21 protein-coding genes and 1 tRNA gene are annotated in these 23,494 nt (G+C 60.2%); 11 read left to right on the top strand and 11 right to left on the bottom strand.

All coding sequences use genetic code 11. The features are described 5' to 3' along the window. The first annotated feature begins 4 nt into the window (after positions 1-4). The gene (locus BLS51_RS23215) at positions 5-2,104 is read left to right on the top strand and encodes a GmrSD restriction endonuclease domain-containing protein (protein WP_090189917.1); all 2,100 of its coding nucleotides are present in this window, start codon (positions 5-7) and stop codon (positions 2,102-2,104) included. A gap of 60 nt (positions 2,105-2,164) precedes the next feature. Here the strand turns inward: BLS51_RS23215 and BLS51_RS23210 are convergent, their stop codons facing one another. Further along, the gene (locus tag BLS51_RS23210; RefSeq protein WP_090189914.1) at positions 2,165-3,946 is read right to left on the bottom strand and encodes a DUF885 domain-containing protein; all 1,782 of its coding nucleotides are present in this window, start codon (positions 3,944-3,946) and stop codon (positions 2,165-2,167) included. 87 nt (positions 3,947-4,033) lie between these two features. Next, positions 4,034-4,109 (bottom strand) — tRNA-Phe (locus tag BLS51_RS23205). Between the two features lie 77 nt (positions 4,110-4,186). Between BLS51_RS23205 and BLS51_RS23200 the strand changes: the two genes are divergently transcribed. The 7 genes from BLS51_RS23200 to BLS51_RS23170 all read left to right on the top strand — a co-directional run bounded on the left by BLS51_RS23200 (position 4,187) and on the right by BLS51_RS23170 (position 12,605). After that, positions 4,187-5,413, top strand: coding sequence for an FAD-dependent monooxygenase (locus BLS51_RS23200; protein WP_090189913.1), 1,227 nt, complete (start codon positions 4,187-4,189; stop codon positions 5,411-5,413). 18 nt (positions 5,414-5,431) lie between these two features. Continuing rightward, positions 5,432-6,160 carry a DsbC family protein gene (locus BLS51_RS23195; RefSeq protein WP_090189911.1) on the top strand — a complete coding sequence of 243 codons (729 nt, stop codon included), beginning with the start codon at positions 5,432-5,434 and terminating at the stop codon, positions 6,158-6,160. A gap of 41 nt (positions 6,161-6,201) precedes the next feature. Next, complete coding sequence (locus BLS51_RS23190) at positions 6,202-6,660, top strand: (2Fe-2S)-binding protein (protein WP_090189908.1); 459 nt, start codon at positions 6,202-6,204, stop codon at positions 6,658-6,660. Positions 6,661-6,670: 10 nt separating this feature from the next. After that, positions 6,671-8,887: a xanthine dehydrogenase family protein molybdopterin-binding subunit gene (locus BLS51_RS23185; protein WP_090189905.1), complete on the top strand. Its 2,217-nt coding sequence runs from the start codon at positions 6,671-6,673 to the stop codon at positions 8,885-8,887. Positions 8,888-8,892: 5 nt separating this feature from the next. After that, on the top strand, positions 8,893-9,459 hold the full coding sequence (locus tag BLS51_RS23180; protein ID WP_090189903.1) for a nucleotidyltransferase family protein: 567 nt from the start codon (positions 8,893-8,895) through the stop codon (positions 9,457-9,459). Beyond that, entirely contained in the window at positions 9,459-11,279 is a 1,821-nt protein-coding gene (locus BLS51_RS23175; protein WP_090189901.1) for a M61 family metallopeptidase, read from the top strand. Before BLS51_RS23180 ends, BLS51_RS23175 begins: the two co-directional genes overlap by 1 nt. 144 nt (positions 11,280-11,423) lie before the next feature. Beyond that, positions 11,424-12,605, top strand: a complete 1,182-nt coding sequence (locus BLS51_RS23170; RefSeq protein WP_090189899.1) for a GGDEF domain-containing protein — start codon at positions 11,424-11,426, stop codon at positions 12,603-12,605. On the opposite strand, the gene trpC is transcribed toward BLS51_RS23170, so the two are convergent. The 7 genes from trpC to rpe form a co-directional block, all read right to left on the bottom strand. Beyond that, complete coding sequence (gene trpC, locus BLS51_RS23165) at positions 12,598-13,398, bottom strand: indole-3-glycerol phosphate synthase TrpC (protein WP_090189898.1); 801 nt, start codon at positions 13,396-13,398, stop codon at positions 12,598-12,600. The genes BLS51_RS23170 and trpC overlap by 8 nt on opposite strands. Positions 13,399-13,400: 2 nt before the next feature. After that, entirely contained in the window at positions 13,401-14,051 is a 651-nt protein-coding gene (locus tag BLS51_RS23160; protein WP_090189896.1) for a LysE family translocator, read from the bottom strand. 2 nt (positions 14,052-14,053) lie between these two features. Further along, positions 14,054-15,091, bottom strand: coding sequence for an anthranilate phosphoribosyltransferase (trpD, locus tag BLS51_RS23155; protein ID WP_090189895.1), 1,038 nt, complete (start codon positions 15,089-15,091; stop codon positions 14,054-14,056). A 17-nt stretch (positions 15,092-15,108) separates the two neighbouring features. After that, a complete protein-coding gene (locus BLS51_RS23150) occupies positions 15,109-15,672 on the bottom strand; it encodes an anthranilate synthase component II (RefSeq protein ID WP_090189893.1) in 564 nt (187 codons plus the stop codon). Between the two features lies 1 nt (position 15,673). Further along, positions 15,674-17,170, bottom strand: a complete 1,497-nt coding sequence (gene trpE / locus BLS51_RS23145) for an anthranilate synthase component I (RefSeq protein ID WP_090189891.1) — start codon at positions 17,168-17,170, stop codon at positions 15,674-15,676. 201 nt (positions 17,171-17,371) lie between these two features. Then, positions 17,372-18,064, bottom strand: a complete 693-nt coding sequence (locus BLS51_RS23140; protein WP_090189889.1) for a phosphoglycolate phosphatase — start codon at positions 18,062-18,064, stop codon at positions 17,372-17,374. Between the two features lie 4 nt (positions 18,065-18,068). Beyond that, positions 18,069-18,734 (bottom strand): ribulose-phosphate 3-epimerase, encoded by a 666-nt coding sequence (gene rpe / locus BLS51_RS23135; protein ID WP_090189887.1) that lies wholly within the window; start codon positions 18,732-18,734, stop codon positions 18,069-18,071. 170 nt (positions 18,735-18,904) lie between these two features. Here rpe and apaG point away from each other — a divergent pair, with 170 nt between their 5' ends. Both apaG and BLS51_RS23125 read left to right on the top strand, forming a co-directional pair. Continuing rightward, entirely contained in the window at positions 18,905-19,279 is a 375-nt protein-coding gene (gene apaG / locus BLS51_RS23130) for a Co2+/Mg2+ efflux protein ApaG (protein ID WP_090189885.1), read from the top strand. A 132-nt stretch (positions 19,280-19,411) separates the two neighbouring features. Next, positions 19,412-20,611 carry a murein transglycosylase A gene (locus BLS51_RS23125; protein ID WP_090189883.1) on the top strand — a complete coding sequence of 400 codons (1,200 nt, stop codon included), beginning with the start codon at positions 19,412-19,414 and terminating at the stop codon, positions 20,609-20,611. Here the strand turns inward: BLS51_RS23125 and BLS51_RS23120 are convergent. Next, positions 20,608-21,045 (bottom strand): universal stress protein, encoded by a 438-nt coding sequence (locus BLS51_RS23120; protein ID WP_090189881.1) that lies wholly within the window; start codon positions 21,043-21,045, stop codon positions 20,608-20,610. The genes BLS51_RS23125 and BLS51_RS23120 overlap by 4 nt on opposite strands. A gap of 44 nt (positions 21,046-21,089) precedes the next feature. After that, positions 21,090-22,385, bottom strand: coding sequence for an MFS transporter (locus BLS51_RS23115; RefSeq protein ID WP_090189879.1), 1,296 nt, complete (start codon positions 22,383-22,385; stop codon positions 21,090-21,092). A gap of 58 nt (positions 22,386-22,443) precedes the next feature. On the opposite strand from BLS51_RS23115, the gene BLS51_RS23110 reads away from it, so the two are divergent. Beyond that, the gene (locus tag BLS51_RS23110) at positions 22,444-23,220 is read left to right on the top strand and encodes an enoyl-CoA hydratase (protein WP_090189876.1); all 777 of its coding nucleotides are present in this window, start codon (positions 22,444-22,446) and stop codon (positions 23,218-23,220) included. The last annotated feature ends 274 nt before the right edge of the window (positions 23,221-23,494 follow it).

Raw genomic sequence — 23,494 nt, 5'->3', positions numbered from 1 at the left:
AACAATGGAAAAACCGATATCGCTTGAGCGTTTGTTCAAGGAAAAAATCTTTCGTATTCCCGACTACCAGCGCGGCTATGCATGGCAAAAAGAACAGCTCAAGGCTTTTTGGGAGGACCTGGTCAACCTTCAACCAGAACGATCGCATTACACTGGTGTACTTACCCTCACTGAAGTCAGAAGCGAACGCATCGCGCAGGATTCCAGAGAGTTCTGGCTAGTCGAAGATCACTCATACCGCTTGTACAATGTCGTCGATGGCCAGCAGCGGCTGACTACCTTCGTGGTATTTGTGCAGGCGTTTGCCGACTTCTTCCAAAAGTTGCCGGAAAACGTAGGCAGGCCGGCGGACAAAATCTACATTACTGACAGCTTGTCGCTTGCGGATCTGCAAGATCGATATTTGTTTAAAACCAATCCATTAGGCGGATTCCGGACCTACAAGTTCGGCTATACCGATGACAACCCGAGCCAGAAGTTTTTGCAACATCAGATTCTTGGCGAGCGCGGCGGTGGCGGCATCGAAGAAACTTTTTACACCTTAAATCTGGGTAATGCACAGACCTATTTTTTGGGGCAGATCGAAGAGTTTTATCGGCAGCGGAAAACAGTGGGGCTTACTGAGCTTTTCAAAAAACTGACGAAGCGGCTACTGTTTAATGAATATGCTATTGAAGATGAGTTCGACGTCTTTGTAGCATTTGAGACGATGAACAATCGTGGCAAGAAGTTGTCTGATTTGGAGTTGCTGAAGAATCGCCTGATTTACCTTACCACGCTCTACAGTGATGAGCAGTTGGATGTAGGCGGCCGTCGGGCACTGCGAGATAAAATCAACGATGCGTGGAAAGAGGTTTACCATCAGCTAGGCAGGAACAAATCCAAACCGCTCAACGACGATGATTTCCTGCGCGCCCATTGGATCACTTATTTCAAGTATTCTCGTAACACTGGGCGTGATTATGCGCTGTTCCTGCTTGATTCCTATTTCACCTCGAAGAATGTGCATGAATTGATCGAGAAGGATGTAGAACTGGACGGCATTGAGGAACAGTCGTCCGATATTGAGCCTGAGGAGCAAGATGAGTTGCTCGTTGCGCTAACCGAGGATGGCAGCTTCAAGGCTACCAGTAAGGTCACTCCCGACGCGATCCGGGAATACATCTTTAGCCTCGGAGAGTCTGCCGTCCATTGGTTCGATTCCTTTTATCCGAATCTTGTTAGCGGACGCTCGGCGGCGGAAAAGCAGGCGCTGGATCGTCTCAACCGTGTGGGCATTGGCTATTTCCGTCCGTTGGTGATGGTGATACTGAAGCGTGAACCGTCGGTTGACGAGCGCGTTGCGATGTTTAACCTGATCGAACGCTTCCTGTTCCTGGTATTCCGGTTGGGAACGGCGCGCGCCAATTACGGGAGCAGTGAATTTTACAATGCTGCGCGCGCGCTTGATCGTGGTGACTTCACGTTGAAGGACATCAAACTCAAGCTGGAGCAGCGACTTGCCTATACTTTCCATAAGGATGGCGCACTTCGGATTGATGAGTTTTATAACGTCCTGTTCAAGAAATTTGCTTCGGGCAGTGGTTACTATGGTTGGTCAGGCCTGCGCTATGTATTGTTCGAGTATGAAGAAGAGCTGTATTCGAAAGCGCGTCAGCGCAAGGTTGAATGGGCTGATTTTCTGAAGTCGGAGCGTGACCGTGTTTCGATCGAACATATTTATCCGCAGACCGCCGAAGATGTGTGGGAGGCGCCATTCAGTGAAATCAGCGCAGTGGGGCGCAAACGCTATGTAGGATCGCTGGGTAATCTGTTGTTGCTTTCTATGTCGATTAATTCCTCGCTTCAGAACGATGCGTTTGTCGACAAGAAGTCACCAAAGATCGACGGCAATGGCAAGAAAACCCGTAATGGTTATGCGGATGGATCTCACTCTGAAATCGAAGTTGCCCAAAATGCCGTTTGGGGCCCGGAGGAAATCCGTCAGCGTGGATTGCGCCTGCTGAATTTCATGGAAAAGCGCTGGAACTTCAGGCTGATCGACGAAGACCGGGAGAAGCTGCTCTTTCTGTACGCAGAAGCAGATCCAAAGAAAACTGCCTGACGTCAGCCTGCAAAGACAAACGCCACCCGAAGGTGGCGTTTGTTTTAGCTTGCTGCGAGTTTAGCCTTTCTTTTGCGTGGCGATCCAGCGGTCGACTGCGCCATCGAGCACGTCGAGCGGCACCGAGCCGTGTGACAGCACTTCGTTGTGGAAGGCGCGCAGGTCGAATTTCGGGCCGAGCGCTTTTTCGGCGCGGCTGCGCAGTTCGCGCAGTTTCAGTTCGCCGATCTTGTAGCTCAGCGCCTGGCCTGGCACGGCGATGTAGCGTTCGACCTCCTGTACCGCCGTGACCTCATCCTGCGGTACGTTGTCCTTGAAGTAGGCGATGGCTTGCTCGCGCGTCCAGCCTTTCGCGTGGATGCCGGTGTCGACCACCAGGCGCACGCCGCGCCAGACTTCCGCCGTCAGGCGGCCCACCCATTGCCACGGATCGTCGTACATGCCGATTTCCTGGCCCAGCATTTCGCTGTACAGGCCCCAGCCTTCGGAGAACGCGGTGCTGCTGCCGAAGCGGCGGAATGCCGGCAGGCCGGTGGTTTCCTGTGCCAGGCTGCGCTCGAAGTGGTGGCCCGGGATCGCTTCATGCAGGAAGAAGGCGTTGGTGGTGAAGCGAGTGCGCGTCTCCGGTTTGTAGGCGTTGTAGTAGAAGATGCCGGGACGCTTGCCGTCCACCGAACCACGCTGGTACGAGGCCGGCGCCGCGCTGACTTCGCGGAAGGCTTCGACCGGACGGATCTCGAACGGCGCCTTCGGCACGCGCGCGAACAACTGGTCCACCTTGGCTTCGACGCGCGGACGCAGCGCCTCGTAGGACGCCTGGATTTCTTCGCGCGTTTTGAAGCGCAATTCAGGCGCGGTGTTCAGGTAGGTGAAGAATTCCTTCAGCGTGCCCTTGAAGCCGACACGCACCTTGGCTTCTTCAAACTGGGCGCGGATGCGCGCTACTTCGCGCAGGCCGATGTCGTGGATTTCGGCCGGCGTCAGTTCGGTGGTGGTCGAGCGGCGCGCGAGGAAGGCGTACCAGTCCTGGCCGCCCGGCAGGGCGCCGATACCGGCGGTGTCGCGGCCGGCTGGCAGATAGGTGTCGCGCATGAAGGCCAGCAGCTTGCGGTTGGCCGGCGCCAGTTGTTCGCGCACCAGCTTGCCGTAGGCGTCGCTCAGGCGCGTCTTGTCGGCGGCGCTGAAGGAGGCCGGGAAGTTCTGCACCGGCTTCATATAAGTGCTTTTCGCCAGGTCGTCGGTGCCGACGTTGTCCAGTTGCGGCAGCACGCGGCTGATCAGCGCCTTCGGCATGACGATGCCTTGCGCGATACCGGTGCGCATGTCGGCCATCATGGCGTCCACCGCTGGCGCGTAGGCGGCGGCGCGTTGCAGCCAGTTGTCATAGTCCTGCACGGTCTGGAAGGGCTGGGCCGAGGTGCCGGAGCCGAGTTGGGCCAGCGTCAGGTGCAGGCCGGAGAACTGGTCCACCGGCACCAGGTCGGACGGGAAGCGCAGGCCGTCCAGCACCTGTTGCAGGCGATAGCGCAGCAGGTCATAGCTGATGCGGTCTTCCGGCGGCAGTGGCGCCGGGTCGAATTCGGCGCTGCGCGCCAGGTATTTTTCCGCCAGCGCGCGGCTTTGCGCGCGATTCTCGGCCGAGGTCACGGCGCCGAAGCGGTTGTTGTAGCGCTGGTCGCCATTGAAGGTGGCGGCGATCGGGTTCTCCCGCAGGTGGTCTTCCCAATAGTCAGCGTACAACTGGTTCATTTTTTCCGGCGTGGCCGGCACTTTCGTTTGCGCGAAGGCGGGCAGGGCGGCGCACAGCACGGTGGCCAGCAGCAGCGGGAGAGAGCGGGTCATGTGTTCCTTTCGTTATCGACAACCATGAAAGGATAGCATGTGGCGGAACGCAAAAAAGCCACCCAGAGGTGGCTTTTTCTTTGTTCTTGGTGGCCCGGGGCGGAATCGAACCACCGACACAAGGATTTTCAATCCTCTGCTCTACCAACTGAGCTACCAGGCCAAGGAGCAGAATTATAGCACGTGGGGTTGAAAGCGCAAGTAGCAATTTCTATTTTCTACAAACGCTATAATGGCCGGATGAATAAGCCCACCTCTCCCGCAGCGCTGCGCGTGATCGAAAGTGATATTTGTATCGTTGGCAATGGCGCGATTGCCAAGACCGCCGCGCTGGGCCTGGCCCAGGCCGGCCTGAGTGTGACCTTGCTTGGCCCAACGGCTTCACCGCCGACGCCGGCATCGGCATCGGCCGATCACGGCTGGGACGCGCGCGTCTATGCACTGAATCACACCGCCTGTCATTTGCTGTCCTCTCTTAAAGTGTGGGATGCGCTGGATCATGCGCGCGTGGCGCCGGTCGACGCGATGATCGTCCATGGCGACGGCCCGCATGCCGGCGGTCTGGCCTTCGACGCCTACGGCGCGCACGCCAACACGCTGACCTGGATACTTGAAGACCGCAATCTGAATCAGGCACTGGACGCCGCGCTGCGCTTTGCGCAAAACGTGAAGGTGGCCAGTGGCCGCGCCATCGGCCTGCTGCGCGACGCCGACAGCGCCACCGTGCAGCTGGATGACGGCGGCAGCATCAAGGCCGCACTGGTGGTTGGCGCCGACGGCGCCCAATCCTGGGTGCGCGGCCAGTGCGACATCGGCCTCGATTACCGTAGCTATAACCAGTGCGCGGTGGTCTCCAATTTTGCATGCGAGCTGCCGCACCATGGCGCCGCCCACCAATGGTTCACTGGCGCCGAGGGCATCGTCGCCTTGCTGCCGCTGCCGGGTAATCAGGTATCGCTGGTATGGTCGGCGCCGGAGAAACTGGCGGACACGCTGCGCGCCGAATCGGCACAGCAGATCGCCGACCGCCTGGCGGTCTTCGCGCGCGAGAAGCTGGGCGCGTTGACGCCGCTGCAACCGGAACTGGTGCGCGATTTCCCGCTGCGCCTGATCCGCCCGCATGCCATGGTTGCGCCGCGCGTGGCGCTGATCGGCGACGCCGCCCACGTGGTTCACCCGCTGGCTGGCCATGGCATGAACTTGGGCTTTGGCGATGTGGTGCAGCTGATTAAAACCCTGTCCGAACGCGAGCCGCAGCGCGCCATCGGCGATGAACGCGTGCTGGCCCGCTATGCGCGCGCGCGCAAGGAAGACGTGCTGCTGATGCAGGTCACCACCGATGGCCTGGCGCGCCTGTTCGAGACCGATATCGAGCCTTTGCGCATGGTGCGCAATTTCGGATTAAACTTGTTGGATAAATTACCTGTGCTGAAGCGCCGCCTGATCTCTCACGCAATGGGCAAGTAAGCATTTACCGGAGAAGTTATGAGAAAGACCAAGATCGCTTTACTGTCGCTGTCCGTGCTGATGGCATCCTGCGTGGAAGCGCAAACGCCGCCGAGTACCGATGCGATCAAGAAGCTGATCGAGCCGCGCCTGGGCGCCAACGTCAAGGTGGATTCGGTGACCGAAACGCCGTACAGCGGCCTGTATGAAGTGCGCATCGGCAGCGATATCCTGTACACCGACAAGACCGCGACCTATCTGATCAACGGCCACATCTTCAACCTGACCACCGGCGCCGACCTGACCCGCGAACGCATCGAGGAAGTCACCAAGATCAAGTTCTCCGACCTGCCGCTGGACAAGGCGATCAAGTCGGTCAAGGGTGATGGCTCGCGCGTGATCGCGGTGTTTGAAGATCCCAACTGCGGCTACTGCAAGCGCCTGCGCCAGACCACGCTGAAGGAAACCGACAACGTCACCATCTACACCTTCATGTACAACATCCTGTCGGAAGACTCGTTCGTCAAGTCGAAGAATGTATGGTGTGCGCCGGACCGCCAGAAGGCCTGGGATGACTGGATGTTGAGCGGTAAAGTGCCGGCCACCGCTGCCACGTCGTGCGACTCGCCTAATGAGGAAGTGCTGGCGCTGGGCCGCAAGCTGGCCATTCAGGGCACGCCGGCGATCTTCTTCGCCGACGGTTCGCGCATTCCAGGCGCCATCGATACCAAAGCGCTGGAAGACAAATTCAGCAAGCTCAAAAAATAAGCTCCGTAGCCAACCAACAGTAGCCAGAACAGGGAGATAAGATGATTACCTTGAACATCAACGGTAAAGATGTACAGGTGGACGCCGATCCGTCGACGCCCATCCTGTGGGCCTTGCGCGATAACCTGAATATGACCGGCACCAAGTTCGGTTGCGGCATGGCGCTGTGCGGCGCCTGCACCGTGCACCTGGCTGGGCAGCCGATCCGCTCGTGCGTGACGCCGATTTCGGCGGCCGAGGGACAGAAGATCACCACCATCGAGGCGATGGAGAACGATAAGGTTGGCAAGGCCGTGCAGGACGCGTGGGTCAAGATCGACGTGCCGCAATGCGGCTACTGCCAGAGTGGCCAGATCATGAGCGCCACCGCGCTGCTGCGGACGAATAAGCATCCATCGGATGCGGATATCGACAACGCCATGGCTGGCAATATCTGCCGCTGTGGTACCTATCAGCGCATCCGCGCTGCGATCAAAGACGCTGCCAAAGCGATTGCCTGAGGAGACCATCATGCGTATCGAATGGCTTAATCAGGGCACCATTGCGAGTGCTTCGGCTTCGGGCGTTTCGCGCCGCAGCTTCATGAAAGCGGGCGCCGTCGCTGGCGGTGGCTTGGTACTGGGCTTCTTTATGCCGGGCGCTGGCCGCTGGGCAAATGCGCAGCAGCCAGCAGCCAAGGTGTATGAACCGAACGCCTTCCTGCATATCGCGCCGGATAACACGGTGACGGTGCAGGTCAACCGCCTGGAGTTTGGCCAGGGCGTGCAGACCTCGTTGCCGATGCTGATCGCCGAGGAGCTGGAGGCGGATTGGTCGAAAGTGAACGGCGCGCTGGCGCCGGCTGGCGATCAGTATAAAGATCCAGCCTTTGGCATCCAGATCACTGGTGGCTCGGGCAGCATCGCCCACTCGTTCATGCAGTACCGCGAAATCGGCGCCAAGGCGCGCGCGATGCTGATCGCGGCGGCGGCCGAACAATGGAAGGTGCCGGCGGAGCAAATCAAAACCGTCAAGGGCACGCTGATCGGCCCCGCAGGGCAAAAAGCCACTTACGGCGCCATGGCCGATGCGGCCATGAAGCAGCCGGTGCCCGCCACCGTCAAGCTGAAAGATCCGAAAGACTTCACGCTGATCGGCAAGCCGGTCAAGCGGCTTGACGCGCGCGCCAAGTCGTCCGGCAAGCAGCAGTTCGGCATGGACTTCAAGGCGCCGGACAGCAAGGTCGCCGTGGTGGCGCGTCCGCCGGTGTTTGGCGCCAGGGTCGCCAAGGTGGATGCCAGCAAGGCCAAGGCCATCAAGGGCGTAATCGATGTGCTGGAAGTGAAGACCGACCGTGGCGGTAGCGGCGTGGTGGTCATCGCCGATGGCTACTGGCCGGCCAAGAGCGGCCGCGAAGCGCTGGTGATCGAATGGGATACCAGCGGTGTCGATAAGGTCAGCAGCGACAAGCAGCTGGAGGAATACAAGGCGCTGTCGCAGAAGCCGGGCAATCCGGTGCGCACTGCCGACACCTCCAAGCTGGCTGGCGCGGCGAAGAAAATCTCCGCCGTCTATGAATTCCCTTACCTGGCGCACGCGCCGATGGAGCCGTTGAACTGCGTGGTCGACCTGCGCAAGGACGGCTGCACCGTGTGGGCCGGCTCGCAGTTCCAGACTGTCGACCAGGGCGCGATTGCGGCCACCGCCGGCCTGAAGCCAGAGCAGGTGGTACTGAATACGATGATGGCCGGCGGTGGCTTTGGCCGCCGCGCGGTGCCGACTTCCGATTATCTGGTGGAAGCGGTCAACATCGCCAAGGTGTGGCAGGCAGCGGGCCACAAGGAGCCGGTCAAGGTGATCTGGAGCCGTGAGGACGATATCAAGGGCGGCTACTACCGACCTTCGCACGTCCACCGCGCCAATATCGGCCTGGATGCCAAGGGCGAGATCGTCGGCTGGGACCACGTGATCGTGGGCCAGTCGATCACCAGCGGCACGCCGTTTGAGCCGATGATGGTGAAGAACGGTGTCGACGCCACCATGGTCGAAGGCATGGGCGAACCGTATGAAGTGCCGCTGAATCTGAGCGCGCACTCGGTCAAGGCCAATGTGCCGGTGTTGTGGTGGCGCTCGGTCGGCTCGACCCACACCGCGTTTGTCATGGAGACGCTGATCGACGAAGCCGCGCACGCGGCCAAGGTCGATCCGGTCGCCTACCGCAAAAAGCTGATGGGCGAAAAAGGCAAGCGCCACATCGCCGCGCTGGAGCTGGCGGTGGCCAAATCCGGCTACGGCAAGAAGGCGCTGCCGAAAGGCCAGGCCTATGGCGTGGCGGTGCATGAGTCGTTCAACACCGTGATCGCCTATGTGGTGGTGGCGTCGGTGAAAGACGGCACGCCCAAGCTGCACAAGGTTACGGCTGGCGTTCACTGCAACACGGCGGTCAATCCGTTGACCATCGAAGCGCAGATCCAGGGCGCGGCGCTGATGGGCCTCGGCATGACCTTGCCGGGCGCCGCCATCACGTTGAAGGACGGCGTGGTCGAGCAGCAGAACTTCAGCGATTACACCGTGGCGCGCATTACCGACATGCCGAAGATCGACGTCCACATCGTGCCGTCCAACGATCCGCCGACCGGCATGGGCGAACCTGGCCTGCCGCCATTGGCGCCGGCCTTCGCCAACGCACTGTTCAAACTGACCGGCAAGCGCCTGCGCAAACTGCCGTTCGATCTGGCCAGCGCCTGAGCGGGATGGCGATAACCGGCATCCTGCTGGCAGCCGGACGCGGTCGACGCTTCGACCCGTCCGGCGTACAAAACAAACTGCTGCAAACGCTGGCCGATGGCGAAACCGTCGTCGCCGCCAGTGCGAAGAATATGCTGGCGGCGCTGCCGCGCGTGCTGGCCGTGGTACGCGAAGGCGACGACAAGGTTGCCGCGCTGCTGGGCCGTCTCGGTTGCGAAGTGCGCGTCTGTGCCGACGCCGACCTGGGCATGGCCGAATCGCTCCTCACCGCCATCGAACACACCAAAGCCGCCGAAGGCTGGCTGATAGGACTGGGCGACATGCCTTACGTTCGGCCAGAGACCATGCGCGCATTGGCCGCTACAATAGAGCGGGGCGCGCACATCGCGGCGCCGGTGTTTGAGGGAAGGCGCGGCAATCCCGTTGCCTTCAGTGCTTATCACTTGCCGCTGTTGCTGGCGCTGCAAGGCGATCAGGGCGCGCGCGCGATTTTAAAAAGCCATCCGGTCAACGAGGTGGCGGTCGATGATGACGGCGTGGTGCGCGACATCGATACAAGACAGGATCTATGATGAAAAAACCGAGCAAAAAACTTCCGGCTATCGCCTATACCATCGTCGGCCATGACCTGGCGGCGCACTTGTTCCACGTCTCGGTGACGGTGGCCGCGCCGGCTGAAGGCGGACAGATTTTCGCGCTGCCGGCCTGGATACCGGGCAGCTATATGATCCGTGAATTTTCTCGCAATATTGTACGCATCCGCGCCGAATCGAAGGGTGAACCGGTCGAACTGGCCAAGCTGGATAAGCACTCGTGGCAGGCCGCGCCGCTGGCCGACCGCAGCGCCGCGCTGACTGTGCATTACGAAGTCTACGCCTGGGACCTGTCGGTGCGCGCCGCCCACCTGGACCAGCACCACGGTTTTTTCAACGGCACCAGCGTGTTCCTGCGAGTGCTTGGCCAGGAAACGCAGCCGCATGTGGTAGACATCCAGCGCCCGGACGACGAAGCTGCAGCCGATTGGCGCGTCGCCACCTCGCTGCCAGAGTTGAAAGCGAAACGCTATGGTTTTGGCACCTACATCGCGTCGAACTATGATGAGCTGATCGATCATCCGGTGGAGCAGGGCGACTTCGCGCTGGCCACCTTCAAGGCGCACGGCATCCCGCACGATATCGTCATCACCGGCCGTGTGCCGAACCTGGACCTGGCGCGCCTGAGCGACGACCTGAAAAAAATCTGCGAAACCCAGATCGCCTTCTTCGAGCCGAAGACCAAAAAAGCGCCGATGGACCGCTATGTGTTCATGACCATGGCGGTGGGCGACGGTTATGGCGGCCTGGAGCATCGCGCCTCGACCGCGCTGATCTGTAACCGTAGCGACCTGCCGACCACCTCGGCCAGGAACAGGGATATCAGCGACGGCTACCTGCAATACCTGGGCCTGTGCAGCCACGAGTATTTCCACACCTGGAACGTGAAGCGTATCAAGCCGGCGGCGTTTGCGCCGTATAACTTGCAAGTTGAGAACTATTCGCCGCTGCTGTGGCTGTTTGAAGGTTTCACCAGTTATTACGATGATTTGATGCTGGTGCGCGCCGGTATTATCGCCGAGCCGGCATATTTCAAATTGCTGGGCAAAACTGTCGGCAGCGTATTGCGCGGTGCCGGCCGTACCAAGCAGAGCGTGGCCGATTCCAGTTTCGACGCCTGGGGTAAATATTATCGCCAGGATGAAAATGCACCGAACGCCATCGTCAGTTATTACACCAAAGGTTCTTTAATCGGGTTGGCGCTGGATTTAAGTATTCGCGCTAAAACCGGCGGCAAGAAATCTCTGGATGATGTCATGCGCGCATTATGGTCGCGTTATGGCCGTGATTTTTATACTGGCGGCGGACGTGGCGTTACACCGTCGGAAGCCGAGGCATTATTCGATGAGATCAGCGGCGGCCGATTCAAGCCCTTCTTCGACAAATATGTCCGTGGCACAGAAGATTTGCCGTTGGCTAAATTGCTGGCGCCATTCGGCGTTAAATATCTCGACGAGCGTAAATCCGCCAAGCCGAGTTTCGATGCCAATCTGGGCAAGGACGGCAATGACTGCAAACTGTCGGCTGTCCATGAAAATGGCGCCGCCCATCATGCCGGATTATCGGCTGGCGATATTCTGATTGCCGTTGACGGCCTGCGCGTTACCGCCAGCAACCTGGATAACTTGCTGTCGCGCTACGCAGTAGGCGACACGGTGGAGGTTTACGCCTTCCGCCGCGATGAGCTGATGCGCTTCGATCTGACGCTGCAAGGCGACCGGGTGCCGGGTATTTCGCTGACGCTGGAGCCGGCCGCTAAAAAATCCAGCGGGCCGCTGCGCCCTAGCGCAAGCCGCTAAAAACAACGCTGACCAGGCCGCATCCAGGCGATGCGGCTTTTTTTATGCCGTTTCATGCCAGTTTTTGGCACGTACTCGCTAGTTTCCGGCACGTAACAGGCATATTCCCCACCCATGCGGCTTTGTGGTTTAGAATCGCCGCAGATGATATTGCCCGACCCGACCACCATACTGCTGATGTCGACGTTGATGGCCGGCGCCATGAGCGTGGTCCTGTACTCAGCCCATTTGAACTTCCCCAAAGAAATCCAAGGCTTGCGCGAATGGGCGCTGGCACTGGTGTTACTGGTGGGCGGCGTGCTGCTGTTCGCAGTGTTTGGCAAGTCCGATATTCTCCTGCTGCTGGCCAATATCATCATGGTTTGCGGACTGGGAATGACCGTTATCGGCACAGAGCGGTTTTATAATTTACGGCCGTCGTGGTGGCTATATCATTCCATCTGGATATTAACTGGATTATTGCTGGGTTATTTCCTGTGGATTAAGCCGGATTTTATTACACGTGTAGTCATATCTTCGATATTTGTATTCACGCTGCATGCACGCGTTATATTTGTCGTTTTCAGGAACGGTAATCGTCATTTCTCCACCTTGTTTTTTGTTAGCCTGGTGGTGATTGAGGCGGCGATCGTGGGCGCGCGTGGTATTTTGGCTTTTACCGGCAGGGGCGATGTGAATCTGCTGGGTACGGGCGCATTTGCCGCCTTATATCTGGCGACTGCGCACTTCATGACCTTGATGATGACCGTTGGTTTTATGACGGTTTGCACGCGCCGTCTGCAAACAACTCTGGAACGCCGATCCACCCTCGATCCCTTAACGCTGACATTGAACCGCCGTGGCTTTGCCGATATTTACGCTAAAGAGCACGCGCTGATGCGCCGCGAAGGCACATTCATGACGATGCTGAATATCGACATCGATTACTTTAAAAAGATTAATGACTCGCACGGCCACGCAGTAGGCGACCGTGTGCTGGTCGATGTGGCGCAAATGATCGGCAAAGCGCTGCGTGCTTCGGATCACGTCGCCCGTTTTGGTGGCGAAGAATTTGTCGTTCTGCTGCCGGCCACCGCCCTGGAACGAGCGTTGCACATCGCCGAGCGCATTCAGTCTGCGCTGCGGACGGCCCGGGCGGATATCCCGCCATACACCGTCAGCATAGGCGTGGCCTGCCAGGACGATGCGGACGAAAGCCTGGATAGCATCCTGCATCGCGCCGACCAGGCGTTGTATTGTGCTAAGGAAATGGGGCGGGACCGTATCGAGGTGGCGCAGGTGAGTGCGCCGCCACTGCGGACGGCGCGGGCTACCCGCTTTAGCTGAACAGGCGGGCCAGCTCGGCGCCCGGATCCGGTGCGCGCATGAAGGCTTCGCCGACCAGGAAGGCGTGGACATTGGCGTCACGCATGGTTTTGACGTCGGCCGGGCTGAGGATGCCGGACTCGGTGATGACCATTTTATCGGCCGGCATGCGGTCCAGCAGGCCCAGCGTATTTTGCAGCGATACCTCAAAAGTGCGCAGGTTGCGGTTGTTGACACCGACCAGGCGGGTTTTCAGCTTCAGTGCGGCGGTCAGTTCGTCGCCGTCGTGGGTTTCCACCAGCACGTCCATGCCCAGTTCGTGGGCGACGGCTTCCATTTCTGCCATCAGACCGTGATCCAGCGCGGAGACGATCAGCAGGATCGCATCGGCGCCCATCGCGCGCGCTTCGTAGATCTGGTAGATGTCGATCATGAAGTCCTTGCGCAGCACCGGCAGCGAACAGGCGCCGCGCGCCTGCTGCAAATAAGCCACCGAACCCTGGAAGAACTGCTCGTCGGTCAGCACTGACAGGCATGCTGAGCCATTGGCTTCATAGGTGGCGGCGATGTCGGCAGGGCGGAAGTCGGCGCGGATCACGCCTTTCGACGGCGAGGCCTTCTTGATTTCAGTGATGACGCCAGGCTTGCCGGCCGCGATCCTGGCGCGCAAGCTGGCTTCAAAGCCGCGCAGGTCCGCGCGCAGTTCGGCGTTGGACTCGACGTCGTCACGCAGGCTGGCGAAGCTGCGGTACTGCTTGGCGGCCGCCACTTCATCGGCTTTGACCGCGAGGATTTTATTCAGAATGTCAGACATGATTAACGTTGCTCCGAGAGTGCAAGGCGCACGCCGAGGGCCAGGAACAGGCCGCCCATGGTGCGGTTCAGCCACAGCGACAACAGCGGCTTGATCTTCAGGCGCGCGCTGGCAAAGGCAGTGAACAAGGCAAGGCCGTGACAATACAGCATGCCGTTAAAATTAAAAATCGCGCCCAGGATAATGAAGGCCAGCGGCTTGTTGCTGCTGTCTGCCGCGATAAACTGCGGCACAAACGCCAGGAAGAACAAGGCCACCTTGGGATTCAGCACATTGGTCAGGAAGCCCTGGAAGAAGATTTTGCGCCAGGCCAGCGGCTGGGCTGCACGCGCCGCCAGGTCGGCGGCGCCGTCATCCTCACCACGCAGCTTCGCGCGCAGCATGCCGATGCCCATGTAGACGATGTACGCCGCGCCAACCCACTTCACCACCGTGAAAGCGGCAGCGGACGTCGACAGCAGTGCCGACAAACCCAGCGCCGCCGCCAGCACGTGCACCATGGTGCCGGCGCCGATACCCAATGCGGCCGCCGAGCCGGCGCGCCAGCCCTGCGTCGCGCTGCGTGTCATGATCAGCAGGTTGTCCGGGCCGGGCATCAGATTCAGCAGCAGGCCCGAGATGATAAAAAGCGTCAGGTCATGGATGCCGAACATGGTCAGTTCCCCTTGCCGAGCGTCTGCGTGACTTCGACGAATTGATCGATCTTGCGCAGCGCGGCGCCGGAGGTGATGGCGAAGCGTGCGCGCTTCAGGCCATCTTCGATCGAGCTGGCCACGCCGGCTGCGTACAGCGCCGTGCCAGCGTTCAGCGCCACAATATCGTAGGCTGCACCAGGCTCGCCGCGCAGTGCTTCCATCATGCGTGCTTTCGACTCGGCCGCATCGGCCACCTTCAGATTGCGGCTGGCGATCATCTGCAGGCCAAAGTCCTCAGGATGAATCTCGTACTCGCGGATCTCGCCGTTAATCAGCTCGCCGACCATGGTGCCCGCGCCCAGCGACACCTCGTCCATATTGTCTTTGCCGTACACCACGATGGCATGTTGCGCGCCCAAGCGCTGCAGCACGCGCACCTGGATACCCACCAGGTCCGCGTGGAATACGCCCATCAAAATATTCGGCGCGCCGGCCGGATTGGTCAGCGGCCCCAGAATATTGAAGATGGAGCGCACGCCCAGTTCCTTGCGCACCGGCGCCACATGCTTCATGGCCGCATGATGATTCGGCGCGAACATGAAGCCGATGCCGGTTTGCGCGATGGACTGCGCAATCTGCTCCGGTTTCAGGTTGATGTCGGCGCCCAGCGACTCGATCACGTCGGCGCTGCCGGACGACGACGACACACTGCGGCCGCCGTGCTTGGCCACGCGTGCGCCGGCCGCCGCAGCGACAAACATCGCCGTGGTGGAGATATTAAAAGTATGCGCGCCGTCGCCGCCGGTGCCGACGATGTCCAGCAGGCCGCTGGTATCGGCCATTGGCACCTTGGTGGAGAATTCGCGCATCACTTGCGCGGCGGCGGCGATTTCGCCGATGGTTTCTTTTTTCACGCGCAGGCCCATGGTCAGGGCCGCGACCATGGTTGGCGACATTTCGCCGGACATGATCTGGCGGAACAGGTACAGCATCTCGTCGTGGAAAATCTCGCGGTGTTCGATGCAGCGCACCAGCGCTTCTTGATGGGTGATAGGCATGGCGGTTCTTTCTTTAATCAGCGGACGAGGAAGTTCTTCAACAGTTGATGGCCGTGTTCGGACAGGATGGACTCGGGGTGGAACTGCACACCCTCGATGTCGTATTCCTTGTGCCGCACGCCCATGATTTCGCCATCGTCGGTCCATGCCGTAACTTCCAGGCAGGACGGCAGCGAGCTACGCTCGATTGCCAGCGAGTGATAACGTATCACTGTGAAGGGAGACGGGATGTCCTTGAAGACGCCCACGCCCGTATGCGCGATTAAAGAAGTTTTACCATGCATGACCTGCCTGGCGCGGATTACTTTGCCGCCGAACGCTTCGCCGATGGCCTGGTGGCCAAGGCACACGCCCAGAATCGGCTTCTTGCCGGCGAAGTGCTTCAGCACTTCAATGGAGATGCCTGCCTGCGACGGATCTTTCGGACCCGGCGAAATGCAGATGTGGTCCGGATTCAGCGCCTCGATCTCCGCAATCGTGATTTCATCATTGCGGTAGACACGCACGTCCTCACCCAGTTCGCCGAAATACTGCACGATGTTGTAGGTGAAGGAGTCATAGTTGTCGATCATTAGCAGCATATTAGAACTCCCCATCCAGGCCATCTTGCACTTGCTCGGCGGCGCGCAGTACAGCGCGCGCCTTGTGTTCAGTTTCCTGCCATTCCATCTCGGCGATCGAATCGGCGACGATGCCGGCGGCAGCCTGCACGTACAGGTTGCCGTCCTTGATCACGCCGGTGCGGATCGCAATCGCCACATCCATCTCGCCACCGAACGACAGGTAGCCGCAGGCGCCGCCATAGATGCCGCGCTTGGAGATTTCCAGCTCGTCGATGACTTCCATCGCGCGCACTTTCGGTGCGCCGGTCAGCGTGCCGGCCGGGAAGGTGGCGCGCAGCACGTCCAGGTTGGACAAGCCGTCTTTCAGCTTGCCCTCGACGTTGGAGACGATGTGCTGCACGTGCGAATACTTTTCGATGACCAGGCGGTCGGTCACCTTGACGCTGCCGATTTCCGAGATACGGCCCAGGTCATTGCGCGCCAGGTCGATCAGCATCACGTGTTCGGCGATTTCTTTTTGATCGGCCAGCAGTTCCCTGGCCAGCTCAATATCGCGTTCAGGTGTGGCGCCACGTGGGCGGGTGCCGGCGATCGGACGCAGCGTGACTTTTTTCTCGCCGTCCGGCGCGGTTTCGTTGCGTACCAAAATCTCAGGCGAGGCGCCGACTATCTGCATGTCGCCGAAATTGTAGAAGTACATATACGGCGACGGGTTCAGCGAACGCAATGCGCGGTACAGGCTCAAAGGCGAGTCGACATACGGCTTGCGGATGCGCTGGCCGATCTGCACCTGCATCAGATCACCGGCCAGCACGTATTCGTGGGCGCGGGCGACGGCTTTCAGATAATCTTCTTTGGCGAATTCGCGCACGGCTTCGGTGCGCACCGAGGCGCTAGCCACCGGCACTTCGACACCACGGCGCAGCATCACGCGCAGCTCTTTGAGGCGCAGTTTCGCTTTGGCGTAGGATTCCGGCTGCGCGGTGTCGGCGTAGACGATCAGATACAGCTTGCCGCTCAGGTTATCAATGACGGCCAGCTCCTCGGTCACCATCAGCTGGATGTCGGGCAAGCCCAGGTCATCTTTTTGCGCGCTGTTGGCCAGCGTTTTCTCGATGTGGCGCACGGTGTCGTAACCGAAGTAGCCGGCCAGGCCGCCGCAGAAGCGCGGCATGCCAGGGCGGATCGCTACTTTAAAGCGCTTCTGGTAGGTCTCGATGAAATCCAGCGGATTGCCTTCGTGCGTCTCGATCACCGCGCCGTTCTTGACGATCTCGGTGCGGTTGCCGAAGGTGCGCAGCAGCGTGGTGGCCGGCAGGCCAATGAAGGAGTAGCGGCCGAAACGCTCGCCGCCGACCACTGACTCCAGCAGGAAGGTGTTCTTGCCGGCGTTCTGGCTCTGCGCCAGTTTCAGGTAGAGGGTGAGCGGCGTTTCGAGATCGGCGAAAGCTTCCGCGATCAGCGGGATACGGTTGTAGCCATTCGTGGCCAACGATTTGAATTCGAGTTCGGTCATGTGTTCTCTCCATGCCGCCGGTATGAGGTATGCCGGCGGGTGGTGCATCAAAAAAACCTGTCGCGCGCAAGCGGGCGGACGACAGCAATCAGTTCGGCTTAGTTATGCCAGGATTGCCAGCGTCGCCACAGCCAGGCCTCAATCGAGCCTGGTTGGTTGACGTTGTGTTTTTTGGTGAGAGACGACATGTTGGTCAGTTGTTCAGCTATGGGTGTGATGTGAACGAATCAGGCTAGCCGCTTCTAGCAGCGTGCTCACTATACCATCGGAATCCGTGTCGTGTATAGACTCTCCGTGGTTATAACCATATGGCACCGTCAGCACCGGGCAGCCCGCAGCCCGTGCGGCTTGCGCGTCATTCGAGGAATCGCCGATGGCCACCACCTGCGCCGGTGGCAGGCCGAAGTCGGCGCACACGGTTTGCAGCGGCAGCGGGTCCGGCTTCTTGCGCGGCAGCGAGTCGCCGCCGTAGACCACTTCGAAGAACTGGTCCAGGCCCTTGAGCTTCAGCAGCGGCGTGGTGAAGCTGATCGGCTTGTTGGTGACGCAGGCCAGGCGCAGGCCGTTGGCCTTCATCGCGCTCAGGCCCTGTATCACTTCCGGGAACAGCGTGCTGTGGTTGCCGTTGATGGCCAGGTAGTTGCGCTGGTAGGACTGCATCGCCGCCTCGAAGGCCGCCTCGACCCGCTCGGCATCCCAATCCAGCGACAGCACGGAGCGGATCAGGTTTTCCGAGCCTTTGCCGACCATCAGGGCGATTTGCGCCTGGGTGATCGGCGCCAGGCCCAGTTCACCACGCATGGCGTTGATCGCGACATGGAAGTCGGGGATCGTGTCCAGCATGGTGCCGTCAAGGTCGATGATTGCGGCGCGCACGCCTGCCAGCACGCTCATCGTCTTAGACCTTGGCGAGGTTGGCGCGCATGGCGTCGATCACGGCCTTGTAGTCCGGCTGGCCGAAGATGGCCGAACCGGCAACAAAGGTGTCGGCGCCGGCAGCGGCGGCAGCGGCGATGTTGTCGATCTTGATGCCGCCATCGACTTCCAGCAGGATGTCGCGGCCGGATTCGTCGATCAGGCGGCGTGCTTCAGCGATCTTCTTCAGCGCCTGCGGAATGAAGGACTGGCCGCCGAAGCCTGGATTGACCGACATGATCAGGATCATGTCGATCTTGTCCATCACGTGCTCCAGGTAGCTCAGCGGCGTGGCCGGGTTGAACACCAGGCCGGCCTTGCAGCCGTGGTCGCGGATCAATTGCAGCGAACGGTCGATGTGATCGGACGCTTCTGGGTGGAAGGTGATGATGTTGGCGCCGGCCTTGGCGAAGTCCGGAATGATGCGGTCCACCGGCTTGACCATCAGGTGCACATCGATCGGCACATCCACGTGCGGACGGATCGCCTGGCACACCAGCGGGCCGATGGTCAGGTTGGGCACGTAATGGTTGTCCATCACGTCAAAGTGGATGATGTCGGCGCCGGCGGTAACGACGTTGTGTACCTCTTCACCCAGTCGGGCGAAATCGGCGGACAGGATGCTGGGAGCGATGCGGAAAGTGGTCATGGCTTTGGGCTGGCCCTTGGGCTTGCATTAAAAAAGATGCGTTATTTTACGCTGCTCCGCGCCGTTGCGCCCGTTTTCTGCCGCGCCGTCCTTGCACAGCGCGCCGATTTAAGGTGCAATGGATGCTTGGCGGTATCTGATCGCCAAGCTTGCCATGTAGAGGAATGTTGATGTCGACTTATGAATTTACCGTATCGGTCAGAACCCAGTACCTGCCGGATCAGTCAGACCCGGAGCGCACGAATTTTGTGTTTACGTACTCGATCACGATCAAGAATACCGGCACGGTCGCGGCGCAGCTGATTTCGCGCCACTGGATCATCACGGACGCCAACAACCATATTGAGGAAGTGCGCGGGCTGGGCGTGGTCGGCCACCAGCCGCTGCTGCAACCGGGCGAGCAGTTCGAATACACCAGCGGCGCCGCGCTGCAAACGCCGCAGGGCTCGATGGTCGGCGAATACTTCTGCGTGGCCGAGGACGGCCATCAGTTCGAGGCGAAGATCCCGGAATTCGTGCTGTCGCTGCCGCGCACGCTGCACTGACTTATTTCTTGCCCTTCATGGTCCACCAGACGATGAACACCAGCAGGAAAAACGCCACGCCTGCTTCCACCATTAATAGCCACATAGTTATCCTTGTTTATGTTATCTCCACGCCGTAGTCTACCCGTTTCGATGGGCGTTGTTGCGCTTGCGCTCGCCGCCTGTACCTCCACGCCGCTGCCGCCCGACCAGGCCAGGGTGTCGCCAGTGCCGCCGCAGCCACCGGTTCAGCCGACGCCGCCAGCGCCAATCCCGACGCCAGCACCGCCGGCCCAGCCTGCGCCACCTGGCAAGCTGCAAATGGTGCCGGCCTCGTTCGCCGCGCTGCCAGGCTGGGAAAAGGACGACGTCCGCGCCGCCTGGCCAGCCTTTACTTCATCGTGCAGTGTGCTGGTCAAGCAGGCGACGTGGAAGGAAGCCTGCACTGTCGCCCGCAGCGTCAATGGCAATGACGACAAGGCGATCCGCACCTTCTTCGAGACTTTCCTGGAGCCGAACCAGGTGATCGCGCCGGATGGCGCCAGCGACGGCCTGGTCACCGGCTACTACGAGCCGCTGCTGCATGGTTCGCGTAAAAAAGGCGGCGCCTATCAGACGCCGCTGTATAAAGTACCGGACGACATGGTCACCATCGACCTGGCCGGCGTTTATCCGGAGTTGAAGGGCATGCGCCTGCGCGGCAAGCTGGTTGGCAAAAAGGTGGTGCCGTACGCCACCCGCGCCGATATCGAATCGGCCAGCTTCAGCGGCAAGGAGCTGCTGTGGGTCGACGATCCGGTCGAATCCTTCTTCCTGCAGGTGCAGGGCTCGGGCCGCGTGCAGCTGAGCGAAACCGGTGAAACGGTGCGTGTGGCGTATGCGGACCAGAACGGCCATCCGTATAAATCCATCGGCAAATACCTGGTGGAGAAGGGTGAGTTGACGGTGGAACAGGCGTCCGCGCAGGGCATCAAGGCGTGGGTGGCTGGTCATCCTACCCGCATGCAGGAACTGTTCAACGTCAATCCGAGCTATGTGTTCTTTAGAGAAGAGAAGTTGCCGGACCCGAAAGTGGGGCCGAAAGGCTCGCTGGGCGTGCCGTTGACGCCGCAGCGTTCGATCGCCATCGACGCCACCCAGTTGCCGCAGGGCGCGCCGGTATTCCTGTCCACCACCATGCCGAACAGCGATATCCCGCTGCAGCGGCTGGTGATGGCGCAGGATACGGGCGGCGCCATTCGTGGCGCCATCCGTGTCGACTACTTCTTCGGCTTTGGCGCCGAGGCTGCCGAGAATGCCGGCCGCATGAAACAGCGCGGCAATATCTGGGTGCTGCTGCCGAAGAAGTTCTAACGCAGTACCAGCACGGGCAGCGTGGTGTGGGATAGCACGCTTTGCGTCTCGCTGCCCAGTAACAGCTTGCTCAGGCCGGTACGGCCGTGCGAGGCCATCATGATCAGGTCGCAGCCGTACTTCTTGGCAGCATCCACGATCTCTTCATAGGGATTGGGCGACGCTGCGATAATCCCCTCGAATGGAATGCCCGCCGCGCTGGCGGCTGCCGCCACCTTGTCGATATGCTGGCGGGCGGCGTTTTTCATGTCGGCTTCGTACTGGTCGATGCTGATCATGGCGCCGCTGTCGCCCAGCGACGGCATCAGCAGCGGCTGGATCACCGAAATGGCGGTAATCCGCGATTGATGCAGCCTGGCGAATTCCACGGCGGTCGCGGTGGCTTTCTCGGACAGATCGGACCCATCCGTCGGCAATAGAATGGATTTGAACATGGCTGACTCCTATTGTTGAACACTGGAGCCAGCCTAACGGCTCGTCAGCTTTTCTGGCGCACGGAAGGCGACAGGGCCAGCAGCAAAGTCAGGACGATACCGCCGGCCGCAACGCAGGCCATGCCGGTGCGCACATTGAAATGTTCGCCGAGATAGCCGGCGCTCAGCGCGCCCAGCGGCGCCACCGACACTGTCAGGAAGCGCATGGTCGACACCATGCGGCCAAGGTACGCGTCCGGCGTGACTTTCTGGCGCATGGTGGTGTATGGCAGCAGGAACAGCATCACGCCACAATCCAGGAAGAAGGACATGGTGGCGCAGGCAATCGCGCTGGCCAGCGGATAGCCCAACAGATTGGCTGGAATCAGCGGCGTTACAGTGTATGCCAGCGCACACAGGGTCATGCCCATTTTCATCGTGCCGGTGGGGCCATAGCGTTGGGTCAGCGGCTTCAGCAGCAGCGAACTGGCCAGCACGCCGACGCCGCCCAGCATCTGTGCCATGCCCAGCATGCCGGGACTCATGCCCAGCTCGCGCGTGGCAAAAATCACGTGCAGCGCCGCGAAGCCGTAGAACAGCATGTGCCACGAGCCGGAAACCCAGGCCAGCGTGCGCAGCAGCGGCTGGCGCCAGATGAACAGGATGCCGTCGTGGATATCGCGCAGCGGATGCTTGTCGCTCGGCGGCGGCTTGGGATCGTTGGCCTTCACATTGCGCAGCAGCGCGATGGAGACGAGAAAGCCGATGGCGTTCAGCAGCACCGCATACGGCGCGGTCAGCCATTGGATCAGCACGCCGGCAAAGCCCGGTGCCAGCAGGCGCGCGGCGGAATCGGTGGCGGTGAACTTGGATTGGGCGTCGGTCAGCTTGTCGCGGCCAATCATATTGGTCAGGAATACCACCTCGGCGCCACCGCCGATCACCGCGCAGATGCCGGAAATGAAGGAAATGGCATACAGCCATGGCACCGACAGCAGGCCCAGCCACCACGCCAGCGGGATGCTGGCCAGCGACACCGCCTGCACGGCCTTGCTCGCCAGCAGGATGGGCAGCTTGCGGTTGCGATCGAGGAAAACGCCGGCCGGCAGGGCCAGCAGCGCGTAGGGCAGGGCGGCGGCGGCGCCCATCATGCCCATTTGCGCTGGCGATGCCTTCAGCAGCAGCACCGCACACAACGGCAGCGCTAGCGCGCTGACATAGCTGCCGAAGCCGTTGATGATGGCGCTGGACCAGTAGCGCCGGAAATCGCCGTTGCGTAGCAGGTTGTCGCTCAGAAGCGCGTTGCGGAAGGCGTTAAGAATAGGAAGCTCGTTTGGTGCGGGTTGCCAGATTTCAATCATACCAGCGCGGGGGATAGGCGCTACAATCGCCCGGTAAATATTCCACCTGGAGGTACACATGTCGTATGAAGACCTGATTGTCGAAGTGCACGATAAAGTAGCCCTGATCCGTCTGAACCGTCCGAAAGCGCTGAATGCGCTGAACGACAATATGATGAACGAGCTGGGTGAGGCTTTATATAAGTTCGACGCCGACCCGGCCATCGGCTGCATCGTGCTGACCGGCAGCGAGAAAGCGTTTGCGGCCGGCGCCGACATCGCCGCCATGGCGGAATACACTTACCCGGATACCTATCGCGACAACTATATTGGCCGCAACTGGGAACACATCCTGCGCGTCCGCAAGCCGGTGATCGGCGCCGTGGCCGGCTACGCGCTGGGCGGCGGCTGCGAGCTGGCGATGATGTGTGACTTCCTGATCGCGGCGGACAGCGCCAAGTTCGGCCAGCCGGAAATCAAGGTTGGCGTGACGCCGGGTGCCGGCGGCACGCAGCGCCTGCCGCGCGCGATCGGCAAGGCCAAGGCCATGGACATGCTGCTGACCGCCCGCACCATTGATGCGGCCGAGGCGGAGCGCATCGGCCTGGTGTCGCGCGTGATTCCGGCCGACAAGCTGATCGAGGAGGCACTGGCGGTGGCCACGCAGATCGCCGCGATGCCGACTTCGGTGGCCATGCAAATCAAGGATGCGGTCAACCGCGCCTTCGAAACCACGCTGTCGGAAGGCGTGACTTATGAGCGCCGCCTGTTCCATTCCGCGTTCGGCACACCAGCCCAAAAAGAAGGCATGAAAGCTTTCCTGGAAAAACGCTTGCCAAACTTCGAGGGGCTTTGATATGATTCTGTCCCTCGCAAGACACCGCATGTAAATGCTGAGTTAAGCGAGAGAAAAAGAAGGTTGACGAAATGCTGCAAACGCTTCATACTCTTCCTTCTTCGCTGACGAACAAAACGCTTCGCGGCACGCAGTGCAAGATCTTTAAAAATTTACAGTCGATAAATGTGGGCGTTTGATGCTGCAACAAAAAGCATTAAATGCTCAACAAAGAAATATTCAGTAGAAATACTGTCAGTATTTTTGAGAAGAGCGAACCAGTGACCAGCAGTGG

Origin of the sequence: Duganella sp. OV510, assembly GCF_900100205.1 — a bacterium.
GTDB lineage: Bacteria > Pseudomonadota > Gammaproteobacteria > Burkholderiales > Burkholderiaceae_D > Rugamonas.
This window is presented reverse-complemented; position numbering and strand designations above follow the sequence as displayed.

What these genes read in the sequence shown, in the direction of transcription:
- BLS51_RS23215 (WP_090189917.1), top strand. Translation starts at nt 5, where the DNA reads ATGGAAAAACCGATATCGCTTGAGCGTTTGTTCAAGGAAAAAATCTTT.
- BLS51_RS23210 (WP_090189914.1), bottom strand. Translation starts at nt 3,946, where the DNA reads ATGACCCGCTCTCTCCCGCTGCTGCTGGCCACCGTGCTGTGCGCCGCC.
- BLS51_RS23200 (WP_090189913.1), top strand. Translation starts at nt 4,187, where the DNA reads ATGAATAAGCCCACCTCTCCCGCAGCGCTGCGCGTGATCGAAAGTGAT.
- BLS51_RS23195 (WP_090189911.1), top strand. Translation starts at nt 5,432, where the DNA reads ATGAGAAAGACCAAGATCGCTTTACTGTCGCTGTCCGTGCTGATGGCA.
- BLS51_RS23190 (WP_090189908.1), top strand. Translation starts at nt 6,202, where the DNA reads ATGATTACCTTGAACATCAACGGTAAAGATGTACAGGTGGACGCCGAT.
- BLS51_RS23185 (WP_090189905.1), top strand. Translation starts at nt 6,671, where the DNA reads ATGCGTATCGAATGGCTTAATCAGGGCACCATTGCGAGTGCTTCGGCT.
- BLS51_RS23180 (WP_090189903.1), top strand. Translation starts at nt 8,893, where the DNA reads ATGGCGATAACCGGCATCCTGCTGGCAGCCGGACGCGGTCGACGCTTC.
- BLS51_RS23175 (WP_090189901.1), top strand. Translation starts at nt 9,459, where the DNA reads ATGAAAAAACCGAGCAAAAAACTTCCGGCTATCGCCTATACCATCGTC.
- BLS51_RS23170 (WP_090189899.1), top strand. Translation starts at nt 11,424, where the DNA reads ATGATATTGCCCGACCCGACCACCATACTGCTGATGTCGACGTTGATG.
- trpC (WP_090189898.1), bottom strand. Translation starts at nt 13,398, where the DNA reads ATGTCTGACATTCTGAATAAAATCCTCGCGGTCAAAGCCGATGAAGTG.
- BLS51_RS23160 (WP_090189896.1), bottom strand. Translation starts at nt 14,051, where the DNA reads ATGTTCGGCATCCATGACCTGACGCTTTTTATCATCTCGGGCCTGCTG.
- trpD (WP_090189895.1), bottom strand. Translation starts at nt 15,091, where the DNA reads ATGCCTATCACCCATCAAGAAGCGCTGGTGCGCTGCATCGAACACCGC.
- BLS51_RS23150 (WP_090189893.1), bottom strand. Translation starts at nt 15,672, where the DNA reads ATGCTGCTAATGATCGACAACTATGACTCCTTCACCTACAACATCGTG.
- trpE (WP_090189891.1), bottom strand. Translation starts at nt 17,170, where the DNA reads ATGACCGAACTCGAATTCAAATCGTTGGCCACGAATGGCTACAACCGT.
- BLS51_RS23140 (WP_090189889.1), bottom strand. Translation starts at nt 18,064, where the DNA reads ATGAGCGTGCTGGCAGGCGTGCGCGCCGCAATCATCGACCTTGACGGC.
- rpe (WP_090189887.1), bottom strand. Translation starts at nt 18,734, where the DNA reads ATGACCACTTTCCGCATCGCTCCCAGCATCCTGTCCGCCGATTTCGCC.
- apaG (WP_090189885.1), top strand. Translation starts at nt 18,905, where the DNA reads ATGTCGACTTATGAATTTACCGTATCGGTCAGAACCCAGTACCTGCCG.
- BLS51_RS23125 (WP_090189883.1), top strand. Translation starts at nt 19,412, where the DNA reads ATGGGCGTTGTTGCGCTTGCGCTCGCCGCCTGTACCTCCACGCCGCTG.
- BLS51_RS23120 (WP_090189881.1), bottom strand. Translation starts at nt 21,045, where the DNA reads ATGTTCAAATCCATTCTATTGCCGACGGATGGGTCCGATCTGTCCGAG.
- BLS51_RS23115 (WP_090189879.1), bottom strand. Translation starts at nt 22,385, where the DNA reads ATGATTGAAATCTGGCAACCCGCACCAAACGAGCTTCCTATTCTTAAC.
- BLS51_RS23110 (WP_090189876.1), top strand. Translation starts at nt 22,444, where the DNA reads ATGTCGTATGAAGACCTGATTGTCGAAGTGCACGATAAAGTAGCCCTG.